A 17,083-nucleotide genomic window follows, 5' to 3' on the forward strand; every position below is an offset into this window, starting at 1 on the left:
GATTATAGAACGGTTAATTAAAAATTAACACGAACTTTTACACTACCTTGCTGAGCGAAATACTTACTTCCGATATTGGTATCGTAGTTAATCCCGTATTCCATCATTTTATGCTTAGCAGTAACACCGACACCGACATCAAAACTTGTGTTGCTTTGCTTCAAGCTGTTGGTTGGGAGAGGAGCAGTCATACCTTGTAATCTTGCATCAATCGCCGGAACTTTATTCTTGAATGCATAATCGACCATTGCGTAAAGCTCAGGTGTTAGCACTATTTCATTGACATTGATATTACTTGATACTTTAGCACCGAGTAAACCGTCGAAAGCATTATAGTTCTTGCCTTTAACGATAAGATTTTGGTAAGTAGTACCGGTTTCCTTATAGCCCTTATCTTTGATAGTCGAATATCTAAGCCCAGCTAGCGGTGTTAAGTTAATGTTCTCAGGCATCATATAGGTATAACCAGCCATTAACTGACCTGTATAGCTTTCGGATTTATACTTACCGTTTGCAGTTTGATAACCGACAGTCTCTAGTGCCGTTGCAATAACACGTCTTGATTTGCTTCTTATCTTATTATCTGAGTAAGATGCTATAGCTTCAACGAAGAGATTTTCATAAGGTACATTATATAAACCGTATAAAGAATAGATGTTGCTCTCTACCTTATTCTTATCTCCCGTTTTATTATTTTTTAGCTTAATGTCAGTATCGGCTCTTGTATATGCAAGTCCGAGTGCTAGATCATCGCTAACTAAGCCGTCAAAACCTATAGTGCCACCAGTTGTATCAGACTTATAACCACTTATATTGTTACACATCTTCTGCGTTGCATTACCGATAAACGGGCTTATCCACGCACCAAACTTAGCATCCATATCTTCATCACCGGAAGAAACAGGACCTTTATTCGCTGCTTGTACTTTACCCATTCTAGCATTTAGAGCCGTTATATTACTTGATATATTACTCGCTATAACTTGATTATTAACGGCAGCTATAGTATCGCTAGGTTTTACAACATCTTGCATGAGGTGCGTTGTAGCATCTGCTTCCTGTAGCGGTGTCATTAGACCAAAGTTATTGAAAGCTTGATGTGCATCTGAACCATTGGGAGCATCCTCCATTAACTCAAGCGATTTCTTTATATTTGCAGCATTTGAGATATTTGCAAGCGGTCCACCCGGTTTAAAATCTTCACCTATAACATCTGCAGCTATATCCTCTGCAAATAACGTTAAAGTCGATGTATCAAAAGTAAAGTCAACAAAACGGTTGTCATTATTAATAGTTATTTTAACATTCTCTTCAGAAGTAGGCTTTAAACCACCTGCTGTTTCTGCAGATATTACCGTATATTTTGTATCTGGGCTTATATTATTAATGTCGAAATTAGTAGCAGTAACAACAACTGCTAAAGCTGAAACCCCTGATAAATCAAGAGTACTACCTGATTTAATTAAGATATTACCACCTGACTTAGCTGCTCCGTCAAAAGTAGTATTTAAGGTTAGCGTATCGGTAAAACTACCGGTGCCAGTATATGTTACTTGATTTGCACCTAAAGTAAGTGTAGTACCACTACCTGTTATATTACTATTAAAGGCTAGGCTATTGCCGAAATTAATAGTAGCACTGTTAGCTACAAAGCTGGTAGCCGTTACATTTTTAGCAAAATTAGTGACAGAACCTTTGGCTAAAGTAACCGCACCTGTATTAGTGAATGTATCGGCAAAACTTGTAGTACCGCCAAGTGTCGCCGTACCTTTTGCGTTAACACTGCGTGCAAAACTTGTAGCACCTGCCGTTGTGATATCACCAACCGAATTAGCCGCAGTCCCTACAACACCGCTAACACTACCGCCATTCGTGAAGTTTAGCTTCAGGGCCTGACCACCGGTTTTATTTATGCTGCCTGTTAAGTTAAAGTTTGCAAGTAATGTTAAAGTATTTGTGCCTGTACCTTGGATTTCGCCGATTTTAACGTCACCGCCTTTGGCAATAGTTACCTTTCCTGCACCTACTTTTAACATAGCAATCCTGTTTACGCTATTAAGATTACTTGCACCTAAAACTATTAACGTACCGTTATTAGTACCGCCGGTATTTTGGACTGCTCCCGCAACATTTACATTGTTATTTAATGTTACCGTACCGTTTTTTGCATTAAAATCTAAGAAACCGCCAATATTACCGGTTTGAGTTAATTGAACAACATCATTAAGTAAAACTACGTTTGCCGTAGTAGCTCCAAGTTCTAATTGACCTGTAGTATCAAGCACTATATTTGTTGTATTAAAAGTGGTACCTGCCGCGCCGCAATCGCCCGCTCCTTTGAAAACTATAGCTTGTAACTTATGAGCTCCACCAAGCGTCTTGCCTCCGGCTATCGTTAATCTTTTTCCTGCAGTTACAGAATTTAATGTTACTATACCCTCATTGTCATTATCAGGGTCTATATTCGCACCTAGTGTGATCGTACGGTCGTTTCCTGAACTATTTTGTAATATTAATTGAGCATCCGCATGTGCAAATTGAATATTTCCTGCCGGTATATTTAAATTACCATTATTTGCATCAATCGTATAAGTAGCATCGTGTATTTGTATAGCACCAGCATTAAATGCTGTACTACTAGTAAAATCTGCATTATTGTTAATAAGCACGTTCTGTATACCTTCTAAATTTATATCGTCGGTTATTGTAACGGCATTATAAATAAGTAAAGTGTTAAATTTATTACCGCCTCCATCACCGATATTTCTAGCGGTACCTGCTACATTACTCCCGATATTCAGGCCATTAACCCCACCATCAAAGACTACATCACCTTCATTAGCACCGGGAGCTACTAAATCAGCTGCTAATAATATATTTTTTACCCCGACTCCAGTTAAGTTAGAAAGTGCTAAAGTAGAATCTGGAGCTCCAAAATTAATATCTTGAGCATTTAATATAGTAACATCACCAGCACTTGCATCAATTGCAAAACGATTACCGGCTCCAATATTGATTTCTGCAACTGTTCCTATAGTTGAATGATATGCCGTAAGTGACTTTGTATTAACATTTAATATAGCGTTATTGCCGTTTGCTATAGCGCCTTTAAAATAATAAGGAATTGTGTTACCACCACCATCAAGAGGTCCGTTAAACTCTAAAGTACTCCCGACTCCAAAATCTATATTATTCGCAGCTAGGCTTCCTCCAGCTTGTAATGTTATTCCTGCTCCTACATTCACTGTTGCTAATGCTGCCGTATTACCTATATTGCCAGTTACTGTACTATTACCGGTAAACGTTGCTATACCATTATTTGCATTACCAGTATTATCTATCGCTCCGGTCATCACTACAGGATTCGTAAATGTCACTGCTGACGCATTATCCGTTAAGTTTATTGCATTCGCTTTTACCACTCCGCCTTGTACTTGTAGCAAACCTACTCCTACATTCACTGTTGCTAATGCTGCCGTATTACCTATATTGCCAGTTACTGTACTATTACCGGTAAACGTTGCTATACCATTATTTGCATTACCAGTATTATCTATCGCCCCGGTCACCACTACAGGATTCGTAAATGTCACTGCTGACGCATCATTTGTTAATTTAGTCGTAGTAGCTTTAATGACCGCTCCCTCTAACTTGGCTGTACCTGCTCCTACATTTATCGTGGCTAATGAATTTGTATTACCTATATTCCCGGTTACTTGACTCAATTCACCATTTAAATTTAAGACACCTACATTATCACCGCCTGTGGTGTTATCAATCGCACCTCTTAATACTGCATTTGCATTTGTAAGGGTTAATACCGACGCAGCATTTGTTAATTTAGTCGTAGTAGCTTTAATAACCGCTCCCTCTAACTTGGCTGTACCTGCTCCTACATTTATCGTGGCTAATGAATTTGCATTACCTATATTCCCGGTTACTTGACTCAATTCACCATTTAAATTTAAGACACCTACATTATCACCGCCTGTGGTGTTATCAATCGCACCTCTTAATACTGCATTTGCATTTGTAAGGGTTAATACCGACGCAGCATTTGTTAATTTAGTCGTAGTAGCTTTAATAACCGCTCCCTCTAACTTGGCTGTACCTACTCCTACATTTATCGTGGCTAATGAATTTGCATTACCTATATTCCCAGTTACTTGACTCAATTCACCATTTAAATTTAAGACACCTACATTATCACCGCCTGTGGTGTTATCAATCGCACCTCTTAATACTGCATTTGCATTTGTAAGGGTTAATACCGACGCAGCATTTGTTAATTTAGTCGTAGTAGCTTTAATAACCGCTCCCTCTAACTTGGCTGTACCTGCTCCTACATTTATCGTGGCTAATGAATTTGTATTACCTATATTCCCGGTTACTTGACTCAATTCACCATTTAAATTTAAGACACCTACATCATCACCGCCTGTGGTGTTATCAATCGCACCTCTTAATACTGCATTTGCATTTGTAAGGGTTAATACCGACGCAGCATTTGTTAATTTAGTCGTAGTAGCTTTAATGACCGCTCCCTCTAACTTGGCTGTACCTGCTCCTACATTTATCGTGGCTAATGAATTTGTATTACCTATATTCCCGGTTACTTGACTCAATTCACCATTTAAATTTAAGACACCTACATCATCACCGCCTGTGGTGTTATCAATCGCACCTCTTAATACTGCATTTGCATTTGTAAGGGTTAATACCGACGCAGCATTTGTTAATTTAGTCGTAGTAGCTTTAATAACCGCTCCCTCTAACTTGGCTGTACCTGCTCCTACATTTATCGTGGCTAATGAATTTGCATTACCTATATTCCCGGTTACTTGACTCAATTCACCATTTAAATTTAAGACACCTACATTATCACCGCCTGTGGTGTTATCAATCGCACCTCTTAATACTGCATTTGCATTTGTAAGGGTTAATACCGACGCAGCATTTGTTAATTTAGTCGTAGTAGCTTTAATAACCGCTCCCTCTAACTTGGCTGTACCTGCTCCTACATTTATCGTGGCTAATGAATTTGTATTACCTATATTCCCGGTTACTTGACTCAATTCACCATTTAGATTTAAGACACCTACATTATCACCGCCTGTGGTGTTATCAATCGCACCTCTTAATACTGCATTTGCATTTGTAAGGGTTAATACCGACGCAGCATTTGTTAATTTAGTCGTAGTAGCTTTAATAACCGCTCCCTCTAACTTGGCTGTACCTGCTCCTACATTTATCGTGGCTAATGAATTTGTATTACCTATATTCCCGGTTACTTGACTCAATTCACCATTTAGATTTAAGACACCTACATTATCACCGCCTGTGGTGTTATCAATCGCACCTCTTAATACTGCATTTGCATTTGTAAGGGTTAATACCGACGCAGCATTTGTTAATTTAGTCGTAGTAGCTTTAATAACCGCTCCCTCTAACTTGGCTGTACCTGCTCCTACATTTATCGTGGCTAATGAATTTGTATTACCTATATTCCCGGTTACTTGACTCAATTCACCATTTAAATTTAAGACACCTACATTATCACCGCCTGTGGTGTTATCAATCGCACCTCTTAATACTGCATTTGCATTTGTAAGGGTTAATACCGACGCAGCATTTGTTAATTTAGTCGTAGTAGCTTTAATGACCGCTCCCTCTAACTTGGCTGTACCTGCTCCTACATTTATCGTGGCTAATGAATTTGTATTACCTATATTCCCGGTTACTTGACTCAACTCACCATTTAAATTTAAGACACCTACATTATCACCGCCTGTGGTGTTATCAATCGCACCTCTTAATACTGCATTTGCATTTGTAAGGGTTAATACCGACGCAGCATTTGTTAATTTAGTCGTAGTAGCTTTAATGACCGCTCCCTCTAACTTGGCTGTACCTGCTCCTACACTTATCGTGGCTAATGAATTTGCATTACCTATATTCCCGGTTACTTGACTCAATTCACCATTTAAATTTAAGACACCTACATTATCACCGCCTGTGGTGTTATCAATCGCACCTGTTAATACTGCATTTGCATTTGTAAGGGTTAATACCGACGCATCATTTGTTAATTTAGTCGTAGTAGCTTTAATAACCGCTCCCTCTAACTTGGCTGTACCTGCTCCTACATTTATCGTGGCTAATGAATTTGCATTACCTATATTCCCAGTTACTTGACTCAATTCACCATTTAAATTTAAGACACCTACATTATCACCGCCTGTGGTGTTATCAATCGCACCTGTTAATACTGCATTTGCATTTGTAAGGGTTAATACCGACGCAGCATTTGTTAATTTAGTCGTAGTAGCTTTAATAACCGCTCCCCCAAGAGAAAGGATGCTTGCCCCAACACTTATTTGAGCTGCTGGGTTAACATTACCTATTGTTCCGTTAATGGCAGCATCTGTCTTGACAGTTATTATACCTCCTCCATCGATATTTCCTGCAAGTGTTATCTTTGCCGGGGTTACAGATTGTATAATTAGTGCAGCATTCGCTCCCCCTAAAGTTATATTTCCTAAACCTGCATAATTATCGGCAGGAGCATCAAAACCATGATTTGCAGCAACAGCATTAGTACCGTTTAAAGTTAAGCTTTTGCCGGCAGTAATAGTAACAGGCAACAAGTTACCTCCCGTCACAATCGAACCAACGACGGTATTTTGAGTAATATTTAGACCTACGGGAGTAGTACCCGCAACATTTATAGCCGTAATAATACGACCGGCTTCATTTGCAGTGATAGTATGATCACCACCGTAAGTAAATGCCCTATTGTCTTGAGGACCGTTAGCAGGAGTACCATTAGCTACCCCTTCAGCCGTTATCTCATTCCAATTATTGACAGCAGCAAGATCATTAAATGCTGCATTATTAGTAGAAATAACACCTGCAGCAACACCGAGTGCCCCGCTACTACTCAGCATTATCGCTGCGGTTGAGGTGGTGAATAAAGCGGCCTTAAGACCTTGTTGTATTGCTTTTTGAAATAATTTTGGAGAAATATTCGCCATATGTAACCTTAATAAAAATTAAACCACTTAAAAAGTGTTATAATTCTAACGCAACTTTTTTAATATGTCTATTATAATTAATAATATAGATTATATGTCATTCCGTAGCAGCGTAGCGCATGACGAAAAAATACCCTACCTCTCAGGCAATAATATCTCTCTTTTACCTGTATGATTTGGTGGTGAGACTATTCCCTCTTTCTCCATCTTCTCAACTAAGTTGGCAGCTTTGTTATAGCCAATTCTAAGCGACCTTTGGATATAGCTAATGGAAGATTTGCGTTCGTCACGCACTATATGCACAGCTTTTTTGTAAAGCACTTCATCAGAGGTGCCGTCACCGATATCAATGCTACTATCGTCTTCTTCAGGTTGCTCGGTAACGGCAGAGATATATTCAGGCGTACCGCTCTCTTTCAAATATTCCGTAATTTGCTCAATTTCGGCTTCATTAACAAACGGTCCGTGTACCCTACTTATCTTGGAAGTGCTCCCCATAAATAGCATATCACCCATACCGAGTAACTGCTCGGAGCCTTGTTCTCCTAAAATCGTTCGGCTATCGATTTTAGAGGTAACTTTAAAACTAATACGACTTGGAAAATTGGCTTTAATGACACCAGTAATAACGTCTACAGAAGGTCTTTGCGTTGCCATAATAATATGGATGCCTGCCGCTCTTGCCATCTGAGCAAGTCTTTGAATCAGCATTTCAATATCCTTACCAGCAACTAGCATTAAATCAGCCATCTCATCAACAATAACCACTATGTAAGGTAGTTTTTCCATGTTCATTGTAACGGTTTCGTAAATAGGCTTACCTGTTTCAGGGTCAAAACCAGTTTGAATCGAACGCTCAATGACCCTATTCTCTTTAACCGCTTCTAAGATTTTTGCATTATAACCTGCGATATTCTTAACAGCGATATTGCTCATCATTCTATAACGGTTTTCCATTTCCTTAACTGCCCATTTAAGAGCAACTACCGCTTTAGAAGGCTCGGTTACCACGGGAGTTAGCAAATGCGGTATTCCATCATAAGCCGATAATTCAAGCATTTTCGGATCAATCATGATAAAGCGACATTCTTCCGGAGTATAGCGGTATAAGAGCGACACAATCATCGCATTAATACCGACGGATTTACCTGAGCCGGTGGTTCCTGCTACTAATAAATGAGGCATTTTAGCAAGATCGGCAATCAGCGGCTTACCTGCTAAATCTTTACCCAAGACTAACGGCAATAAAGTTGATTTGTCTTGGTATTCTGGGGTCTCTATAAGTGCTTTTAAGCAAAAGAATTCACGCTGCTTATTAGGAAGCTCAATACCAAGTACGTTTTTGCCGGGTATGACTGCTATCCTTGTTGATAAAGCAGATAGTGAGCGTGCTATATCATCAGATAATCCTACTACCCTTGATGTTTTCGTGCCTGCTGCCGGCTCAAATTCATATTGAGTTACCACCGGTCCTTGATTGATATTAATTATCTGCCCTTTAACTCCAAAATCATTCAGCACGGTTAATAACTCTTCAGCCTTTTGTTTAAGCTCTGAGGAAGAAGCTCCTTTTACATGACGGTTTTCAGGATCACGTAATAACGACATAGGCGGCAATTCTGCTATTTCGCTTTGAGATATTTTAGGGCTAACAGGTTTGCTAAAGAATTTTATAGGATTTGCAGGTACGGGTCTCGCTTCTTCAAGGAATTTTACTTTTTCACTTACAGGCTTTTGGTAAGAAGAAGTTATATTTATCTTATCATTGTTTTTAGTAGAGAATAATCTTATCGACGACAATCGTGAAAATACATTATATAAAAAAGATTGTATCCGATAGATTAAAAATTTACCTAGCTTAATAATAAAATTACTTAAAGAAGTAAATTTAATTTCAAATAAAACAACTAATATAATAAAGGTAAAAAATATTAATAATAAGTATAGTTGATTTGTAAATCGCTCAAAAAAATTAGAAGCTATTATTCCGATAGCTCCACCTGCATTTGCCGGTATGAATTCTAGCTTAATCTTAGATAATAATATGCTACTGCTAACGAGAGCAAGCAACATTACAAACATACGGATAAATGAGCCGCGATATCTTCCATACCAGCAATTTCTCCCCCAAACAAAGCAAGCAAGCGGTATAATAAAAGCAGCCAACCCAAAAAATTGATATAAACAATCTGATAAATAAGAGCCAAAAATTCCGACTAAATTACTATGGTACTCTGTTGTGACCGAGTTAAAAGACGGATCGTCTATATTATATGACGTGAGAACAGTAACAATCCCAAGCCCGATTATCCCTAAGATAATCGCTTGTACCTTATTGTTTGAAAGAATTTTATTTATGTAATATAGCATAGTTTTAAATATTAAGCTAAATTATGAGTTTTATATCTTTTTCTATAATACTCTATAGGTTTTTCAATAAAGAAATAATTATTACTGTTATAAAAGTAACCAACGTATTAAGCAATGTCCCATTATCAGCCCAATATGAAATAGCAGGTAATTATATTATACAAGACAATTAAACGACAACAATATATTGGGTAAGAGAGTAAAGCAATTAATTTGTCTAACTTATTATCTTTGGCTAAGTCAAATATTTTTCCTAAAGATAGAGCAAATAAACAATAAAAAAGTAATTTTTTTAGTTGAGGCTCTATTGGGGTAAACGGAAAAGTAATAATTATTATAATATATAAATAGAGTGATTGACTAAGCCAAGACTTTTTTTCGTTTATTTCTTGAATTTAGTATAAATATAAAATGCTTGACTACCAATTAAGAAAACTGCAAGTTCAGAAGGAAAGAATCTATAAGACCAAGAATCTCCTATAAATCCATTAAACTGAAGAATAATTCTAGTAATTAAAGATATACAAATTATGGATAAAATATAGATATTTTTCTTTTTTAGAATCCAAGGTGCCATTAAATAAAAAGCAATTTCTAACCCAATTGACCAACCAGGAGGTATCAACAAAAATTGATCAAGAGGAGGCGTGGAGTCAATAAAGTATTTTGTAAAATATACTGTATTATTATTAATTCCAATAAACATTGTTATATCTTGCAACAACATTGTTAGGTTTGTAAAAATTAAAAAAACCAGCCGGAAATGGAAGATTACACAATTGCCTTAAAAAAGAAAATTTTTGCTGCAAGAAGAAAGTAACTAAAATACAAAAGATATAAGTAGGATAAAGCCTTAAATATCTACTTTAAATTTTATTGTGCTTGTATAATTGCTCTGAATCATAGCCATATAAAAGCCGGAAGTCATGAAAAAAGATTGTACTGCAATTGTTGCACCTATAAATTTAAGAAATGGATGAGAAGTTGAATGTGCAACCACAACAGAAAGAGCAAATAATAACCTAACTACACCCATTATGTTAAATAATAATTATATTAGCAATTTATAATATCCAAAACCTAAATCAAGTAACATAGCAGCACTTCTCAATAATAGGATAAGTTATTTACATTAAAAGAGCCATTTTGTATTATGAAAAATATATTTTTTTACTTGAGGGAAAGGTAACCAAAATTCATGACCATAGAAATCCACACGGAAAAAGATTTCATAAAGATGCGGGCAGCAGGAAAATTAGCTGCAGAGACGCTCGATTTTATTACTGATCACGTAAAACCAAATGTCACTACTAATAGTTTAAATGACCTTTGTCATAATTTTATTACTTCTCATAATGCCGTTCCTGCACCGTTAAATTACAAAGGCTTTCCGAAATCGATTTGTACTTCTATAAATCATGTGGTTTGTCACGGCATTCCAAACGATAAACCGTTAAAAAACGGTGATATAGTCAATATTGATGTTACGGTAATTTTAGACGGTTGGTACGGTGATACTAGCCGTATGTATTATGTCGGTGACGTAGCAATTAAGCCAAAGCGTCTTATTCAAGTAACTTATGATGCAATGATGAAAGGGATTGAAGTAGTTAGACCCGGTGCTAAACTCGGTGATATCGGACATGCTATTCAAAGCTATGCCGAGAAACATAATTATTCTGTGGTTAGAGATTATACGGGTCACGGTATCGGAAGAGTTTTTCATGACGAACCGTCAATATTAAACTACGGTCGCAGCGGCACGGGTCTAACGTTAGAAGAAGGGATGTTTTTCACCGTTGAACCTATGATAAATGCCGGTAATTATGACACTATATTAAGTAAACTAGATGGATGGACAGTTACTACACGTGATAAATCATTATCGGCTCAATTTGAGCATACTATAGGCGTGACTAAAGACGGTTTTGAAATATTTACGTTCTCACCTAAAAAACTTGATTATCCTCCATACTAAACTGTAGGGTAAAAATTGATTTTGTTGTATGGCTATCTATGTCATTCCCGCGGAACATTGTTGCGTGGATCGAAAAACGCACTCGGTGGTCACATCCCGTGGCTTGACCACGGGATCCAAAAAGCATTTAAAAAGACTAGATCTCGCGATCAAGTTAGCTAGGATGACATTAAAGATTACTGGATTCCCACTTTTAGCTAGGAATGACATCAGCAACATTTTACTTATTTATAATTTGAATAAACATAAAGAATGTTAGAAAATAATTTGTTAGAATTTAGTAATGATGAAATAGATACGCCTCATTATATAGGTCACCGTAAAAGAGTAAAAGAACGCTTCGTTGCCGCTGGAACAGAACATTTTTCCGATTACGAATTACTTGAAGTAATGTTATTGTCGGCTATCCCTCGTAAAGACATAAAACCTCTTGCTAAAAAATTACTTGATCATTTTGATATTACGGATTTAATTAACCTTGATAAGGAAAGGCTACTTAGTATTAAAGGCACCAATGAAAATTTATATATCAATTTTGCTCTAATACGTGAGCTGATAAATTAGAGTATTAAAACAAAAAATAATAAATAAAAATATTAGTGCTCCTTGGAGTTCTTGGATTGATTATTTAAAAGTTAATATGGACAATATACGACTAGAGCAATTTCGTATATTATTTTTGAATAAGAAAAATATTTTAATTGTTGATGAGGTTTTAAGTCAAGGAACTATAGACCAAGCTGCGGTATATATCCACGTAAGATAATTAAACGAGCTTTATTTAACGAAGCAAGCAGCCTTATATTTGTGCATCATCATCCAAGCGGTAGCCCTGAACCTTCAAAAGCCGATATTCATATGACAAATAAGATAGTAGAGACATGCCAAACCATAAATATTATAGTACATGATCACGTCATTATAAGTAATAACAAATATTATAGTTTTAAATCTAATATGTTCCTATGAATATAAATAGCTACAGCACATTATTTATTTTTTCTTTTATATCCACCACTATATTAACATATATATTAACTAAATATCTTCCTACTATCGGTTTAGTTGATATACCAAGTAACCGTCGTGCTCATGATAAGATAACACCGCGCGGCGGCGGTCTTGCTATTGTAGTTGTTGTAATGATTGCTTTGAGCGGGTTTGAATATATAACGAGCAATAACTTTGTTAATTCAATAAAAATATTACCGTTATTATTGGCAATTGCTTCGATTTCCTTTCTAGATGACTTAAAAGCCGTACCTATTCTAATTCGTTTAATAGTCCACTTAATTTGTGCAGCTTTTGCTATTTTTCTTTTTTCGCAGCTAAACTCTGTACATATACTAATATATTCTATTTTAGTTATAGCTTTAAGCGGTTTTATTAATATATATAATTTTATGGACGGTATAGACGGTATGAGTTGTGTGGAATCTATCCAGCTATCTAGCACTATGCTTATATTATGTTTTTTACAATTTCCGGCTATTAATAATCCATATTTTATAGCTAGTGTAAATGTTATTATTCTTGGTTGTTCTTGTGGTTTTTTAATATTTAATTGGCATCCGGCAAAAATATTTTTAGGAGACGTGGGAAGTATTAGTCTTGGATTCTTAACGGGTCTGTGTTTGCTCCTGCTGGCTCTTACAAGCACTAATTTATTTATAGCTTGTGCTATTTCTAGCTTATATTACATCACTGATGCAGTGCTAACCATATTAATTCGGCTACTCAATAAAGAAAAAATTTGGCAGCCTCATTTAAAGCATTTTTTTCAAAAAGCAGTACAAAAAGGTAAATCTCATAAACAAGTAGTATCAATTATAGCAGTTTGTAATATATTTTTAATGATCATATCGGTTATATCTTTACATTTTCCCGTAATATCTATAATGCTTGCTTTAGCCGTCATAACTTTAACAGTGCAGAGTTTATTAAAATGAAGCTAATTAAAGAGGATATCGATAAAATAGTTAGACGTATATTTGCCAAACAACATCCATTGCTGCCTGAAATCATGATTAACTGGAATAAAATAGTCGGTTTTAACTTCAGCACTAAAGCATTACCTTTAAAAATCACCACCTATACTTATAAAAAACAAAAGATTAATACGCTGTTTATACAAGCTGAAGATAATGCTACTGCAGCAAAATTACCTTATTATCAAGATATTATCCTAGAACGTATTAAAATTTATTTAGGCTTTGAAGCAATACATAAAATGAACGTAACGTTTTATAAAGGAAAAAAGAGTCTTTAGATTAAGAGTTTGTTGGCATGAATATCAATGCCATCTCTACTATAACTCCGCAAGCTTGTAGGTGTTGTTGCCTGGCTCAGTTTATGTCATTCCCGCTTCCGCGGGAATGACATCGTACGGGCTTTCGAACCATACAACAACTCCGCAGCCGTAGGATCTAGGAAAAATAATAAAAATGCTGTAAATCAGAATTTTTTATTGGATTGCTTCGTCAATTACTACGTAATTCTTCTCGCAATGACGAAAAAGCTGAATCATGCAATAATATCTTGTAGTCGCTTAGCTCATGACGTCTCAGTATCCACGTAGGCAATACCAAGGCACACAAACAAAAAAAGGAGTCTTTATTAAAGACTCCTTTTTCGTGTTAATAGCTTGTAAAAAGATTTAAGACTAATTACATATCAAATCTTAATCCTGCCATTAAGTTATGACCTTTATAACGGGTTCCGCCAAATTTAACTTTAGCCCTGTCAATAGTTTTGGTGGTATTTTTTGTTTTACCGTAATCTCTCCAGCTATAAACTAGTTCAGCTTTTACACTTGGTGCAACTTCAAATGAAGTTCCTAAAGATAATTGATAAGCAAAGTTAGTTTTGTTTTTAGTAGTACCGTTGAAAGTGTCAGTTACACCATCTTTAATATCTTTAGAGTTAATTTTTTCCTTTACAAAAGCAGCACCAACACCTGCACCTGCAAATACTTTAAACATGCTTAAATCGACGAAATCAACATAACCGTTAAGTAATAAACTTACAATAGTAGGTTTATTTTTTACTGAGAAAGAATCACCGTCTGGATAAGTTTTTGATTTCTTTAAATGACTGCTTGCTACCGTTCCAATTGTTAAATCGGTTCTTAGATTATCCATGATATAGTAACCCGCACCGATCTCACCTGTAAATCCTGTATTAGACTTTAACTTAAAATCTGCTCCTTGAGGTTTTGTTTTGTTAAAAATCACACCGCCGGCATTAAATTTTAAATACCATTGATTTTCCACAGATGATGACATCGATGAATTAGTAGATGAATCTACAGAAGAATTCATATCGCAATCAGCAAATGAAAGACCGGAAGTTAAAAGTGCTGTGCTTGCAGCTGCTATTAAAAGTAATTTTTTCATATTGTTAAATTTTTCCTTTAAATTTTATTAGTTGTTAGTAAAAACGATATTAGATAATAATTTTATAATTTTTACCTAAATTCGAAAAAAATAGTTTTAAGTGACATTTTTGAGTTGTCGTCTAATATCAATACCGTGGCTTAACCACGGTATCTAGAAATACAAAAAAAAGACTGGATTTCGTGGTTAAGCCACGGAGTGACATTAGATTATTACCTAAAACTATTAATATATTCTTGTTAATTATACATCAAATCTTATACCGACTGTTAAGTTGTGGCTTTGATAACGCATACCACCGGTTGGTACACTTGTTCCTTGGTAAATTACATTCTTACTTTTTGTTCTACCATCATCTATCCAGCTATAAGCTAGTTCTACTTTAACACCGTCGACAATTTGTGCAGAAGTACCTAAAGTTAGCTTGTAAGAAATATTAGTTCTGTTTTTAGTGTTAGATGAAAGACCGGTTATCCCATTATATGTAATTTTTTCTTTAACTAATGCAGGACCAACACCGGCACCAGCAAAAACATCGAACATATCAAAATTAGTTAAATCTACATAACCGTTAATAAGTAAACGTGTAATAGTAGGTTTATGGCTTGCTGAAACATTAGTACCAGTAAAAGGTGCATTAGTCGCAGCTCCGGATTTCTTTAACTTTCCACCTATTATAGTACCTAAAGTTAAATCGGCCCTAAAGTTTTCGGAAATATAATAACCGATACCTAAATCAACTGGAATAGTTGTATTAGATTTTAATTTAACACCGGTTGTCTTATCTTTTTCTTCATTCAACATTGCTGCACCGGCATCTATTCTTAAATACCACTCATTATCCATGCCCTCGGCAAATGATACGCTAGAAGATAAAATTGTCGCACTTGTAGCAGCTATTAAAAGTAACTTTTGCATGATTAGCACCTCAAATTAAATAATTAAACATTATCTTAATGGCATATATAACATATTATATTTTTTAGTTCTATATTAATCGGCAATTAGATTCATATAATAAAACTTTTATTAAGTTTTGTGACAAAATAAACACATATAGTTAATTCATGTTATTTTAGGTTCTGTAAAGATTTCTAATTGATTTGTTATTTTGAGATATTTTTAAGCGAAAATTATAAGCTTTTTGAAGGAATAGGATTAACTATTCCTTCAAAAAGCTTATAATTTTCGCTTAAAAATATCTCAAAATAACAAATCAATTAGAAATCTTTACAGAACCTATGTATTTATTAAACTTATCTTTCTCATCTTTAAATTTATCGGCATCAGGCAAAGCAGTTTTTTTTTTGGTAATATTTTTCCATCCTTTATTTTCTATAAAATCTTTTGCACGTTCTACCCATTCTATTAACCCCGGTGATTCGGGTTTAATAGCACCTATAGGACAATCAGGAACACAAACGCCGCAATCTATACATTCATCGGGGTTAATGACTAACATAAAATCATCTTCCCTTTCACCTTCATAAAAACAATCTACAGGACATACTTCAACACAATCGGTATATTTACATTTTACGCATTCATCGGTTACAACATAAGTCATTTTATTATCTGTTTTTGATTTTATCGATTAATATAGAAGTTCTTAAAAGTAATACTAATAGAAAATATAATATAAAACTAATAAACATTATAATTAAAGGCTTTAGCATTGAAGAGTGAATAGTTGGACTCCCTAGCCTTAAAACACTAGCAGGCTGATGCAGGCTATACCAAATATTTACCGAGAATTTTACTATCGGTATGTTAATTAGTCCGATAAGAGCAATAATAGAAGAAGGATTTTGTGCCTTTCTTATATTATCCGCACTATTCACTATAATAATATAGCTTAAATATAATAAAAATAATATGAGCATGGAGGTAAGTCTTGCATCCCAAACCCACCATGTCCCCCATATAGGTTTTCCCCATAAAGAACCTGTTACTAAACTAATCAAAGTAAAAGTAGCCCCAACGTAACTAGAAGCTACGGCTAGCAAATAGCTAATAGTAGTTTTCCATACTAAATAGCTAAAGCTGCATGCTGCCATGAAAACATAAACACCAAGAGCCATCCAAGAGGCAGGGACATGAACATACATAATGCGTACAAACTCACCTTGCTGATAATCTACCGGCGAAACTATGAGGGCTAAATAAAGACCTATAATCATCATTACGCAAGTAGATATAGCTAATATAGGTATTATAATAACCTTTGATAATCTATTAAAATAATAGGGGGTTAATAGTTTTAGCATGTTTTCTTACTTCTTTATGTCATTCTTGCAATCCTCTAT

General features: G+C 35.4%; 11 protein-coding genes and 1 pseudogene. 5 read left to right on the forward strand and 7 right to left on the reverse strand.

Annotated elements, in window-relative coordinates:
- Positions 1-17: 17 nt before the first annotated feature.
- The 3 genes from A3305_RS02335 to A3305_RS10130 all read right to left on the reverse strand — a co-directional run bounded on the left by A3305_RS02335 (position 18) and on the right by A3305_RS10130 (position 10,110).
- Positions 18-7,034, reverse strand: coding sequence for an autotransporter outer membrane beta-barrel domain-containing protein (locus tag A3305_RS02335; RefSeq protein ID WP_081120808.1), 7,017 nt, complete (start codon positions 7,032-7,034; stop codon positions 18-20).
- Positions 7,035-7,169: 135 nt separating this feature from the next.
- Entirely contained in the window at positions 7,170-9,404 is a 2,235-nt protein-coding gene (locus tag A3305_RS02340; RefSeq protein ID WP_014392844.1) for a DNA translocase FtsK, read from the reverse strand.
- Between the two features lie 382 nt (positions 9,405-9,786).
- Positions 9,787-10,110 carry a hypothetical protein gene (locus A3305_RS10130; RefSeq protein ID WP_231289101.1) on the reverse strand — a complete coding sequence of 108 codons (324 nt, stop codon included), beginning with the start codon at positions 10,108-10,110 and terminating at the stop codon, positions 9,787-9,789.
- Positions 10,111-10,602: 492 nt separating this feature from the next.
- Between A3305_RS10130 and map the strand changes: the two genes are divergently transcribed.
- From map to A3305_RS02375, 5 genes and pseudogenes are all read left to right on the forward strand, one after another.
- A complete protein-coding gene (gene map / locus A3305_RS02350; protein WP_014392845.1) occupies positions 10,603-11,382 on the forward strand; it encodes a type I methionyl aminopeptidase in 780 nt (259 codons plus the stop codon).
- 252 nt (positions 11,383-11,634) lie between these two features.
- Positions 11,635-11,946 (forward strand): UPF0758 domain-containing protein, encoded by a 312-nt coding sequence (locus A3305_RS02360; RefSeq protein WP_014392846.1) that lies wholly within the window; start codon positions 11,635-11,637, stop codon positions 11,944-11,946.
- Positions 11,942-12,361, forward strand: a pseudogene (locus A3305_RS02365) (JAB domain-containing protein). Before A3305_RS02360 ends, A3305_RS02365 begins: the two are co-directional and overlap by 5 nt.
- Positions 12,348-13,331 carry an MraY family glycosyltransferase gene (locus A3305_RS02370; protein ID WP_014392847.1) on the forward strand — a complete coding sequence of 328 codons (984 nt, stop codon included), beginning with the start codon at positions 12,348-12,350 and terminating at the stop codon, positions 13,329-13,331. The pseudogene A3305_RS02365 and the gene A3305_RS02370 overlap by 14 nt, the downstream one beginning before the upstream one ends.
- Positions 13,328-13,651, forward strand: coding sequence for a DUF721 domain-containing protein (locus tag A3305_RS02375; RefSeq protein WP_014392848.1), 324 nt, complete (start codon positions 13,328-13,330; stop codon positions 13,649-13,651). The genes A3305_RS02370 and A3305_RS02375 overlap by 4 nt, the downstream gene beginning before the upstream one ends.
- A gap of 397 nt (positions 13,652-14,048) precedes the next feature.
- Here the strand turns inward: A3305_RS02375 and A3305_RS02380 are convergent, their stop codons facing one another.
- The 4 genes from A3305_RS02380 to A3305_RS02400 all read right to left on the reverse strand — a co-directional run bounded on the left by A3305_RS02380 (position 14,049) and on the right by A3305_RS02400 (position 17,044).
- Positions 14,049-14,777, reverse strand: a complete 729-nt coding sequence (locus tag A3305_RS02380; protein ID WP_014392849.1) for an outer membrane protein — start codon at positions 14,775-14,777, stop codon at positions 14,049-14,051.
- A gap of 243 nt (positions 14,778-15,020) precedes the next feature.
- On the reverse strand, positions 15,021-15,695 hold the full coding sequence (locus tag A3305_RS02390; protein WP_014392850.1) for an outer membrane beta-barrel protein: 675 nt from the start codon (positions 15,693-15,695) through the stop codon (positions 15,021-15,023).
- A gap of 298 nt (positions 15,696-15,993) precedes the next feature.
- The gene (locus tag A3305_RS02395; RefSeq protein ID WP_012151392.1) at positions 15,994-16,344 is read right to left on the reverse strand and encodes a ferredoxin family protein; all 351 of its coding nucleotides are present in this window, start codon (positions 16,342-16,344) and stop codon (positions 15,994-15,996) included.
- A gap of 4 nt (positions 16,345-16,348) precedes the next feature.
- Positions 16,349-17,044, reverse strand: a complete 696-nt coding sequence (locus A3305_RS02400) for a heme ABC transporter permease (protein ID WP_014391606.1) — start codon at positions 17,042-17,044, stop codon at positions 16,349-16,351.
- Positions 17,045-17,083: the final 39 nt, after the last annotated feature.

The sequence above is a fragment of the Rickettsia amblyommatis genome (assembly GCF_002078335.1).
Classification (GTDB): Bacteria; Pseudomonadota; Alphaproteobacteria; order Rickettsiales; family Rickettsiaceae; genus Rickettsia; species Rickettsia rickettsii.

What these genes read in the sequence shown, in the direction of transcription:
- A3305_RS02335 (WP_081120808.1), bottom strand. Translation starts at nt 7,034, where the DNA reads ATGGCGAATATTTCTCCAAAATTATTTCAAAAAGCAATACAACAAGGT.
- A3305_RS02340 (WP_014392844.1), bottom strand. Translation starts at nt 9,404, where the DNA reads ATGCTATATTACATAAATAAAATTCTTTCAAACAATAAGGTACAAGCG.
- A3305_RS10130 (WP_231289101.1), bottom strand. Translation starts at nt 10,110, where the DNA reads ATGTTTATTGGAATTAATAATAATACAGTATATTTTACAAAATACTTT.
- map (WP_014392845.1), top strand. Translation starts at nt 10,603, where the DNA reads ATGACCATAGAAATCCACACGGAAAAAGATTTCATAAAGATGCGGGCA.
- A3305_RS02360 (WP_014392846.1), top strand. Translation starts at nt 11,635, where the DNA reads ATGTTAGAAAATAATTTGTTAGAATTTAGTAATGATGAAATAGATACG.
- A3305_RS02370 (WP_014392847.1), top strand. Translation starts at nt 12,348, where the DNA reads ATGAATATAAATAGCTACAGCACATTATTTATTTTTTCTTTTATATCC.
- A3305_RS02375 (WP_014392848.1), top strand. Translation starts at nt 13,328, where the DNA reads ATGAAGCTAATTAAAGAGGATATCGATAAAATAGTTAGACGTATATTT.
- A3305_RS02380 (WP_014392849.1), bottom strand. Translation starts at nt 14,777, where the DNA reads ATGAAAAAATTACTTTTAATAGCAGCTGCAAGCACAGCACTTTTAACT.
- A3305_RS02390 (WP_014392850.1), bottom strand. Translation starts at nt 15,695, where the DNA reads ATGCAAAAGTTACTTTTAATAGCTGCTACAAGTGCGACAATTTTATCT.
- A3305_RS02395 (WP_012151392.1), bottom strand. Translation starts at nt 16,344, where the DNA reads ATGACTTATGTTGTAACCGATGAATGCGTAAAATGTAAATATACCGAT.
- A3305_RS02400 (WP_014391606.1), bottom strand. Translation starts at nt 17,044, where the DNA reads ATGCTAAAACTATTAACCCCCTATTATTTTAATAGATTATCAAAGGTT.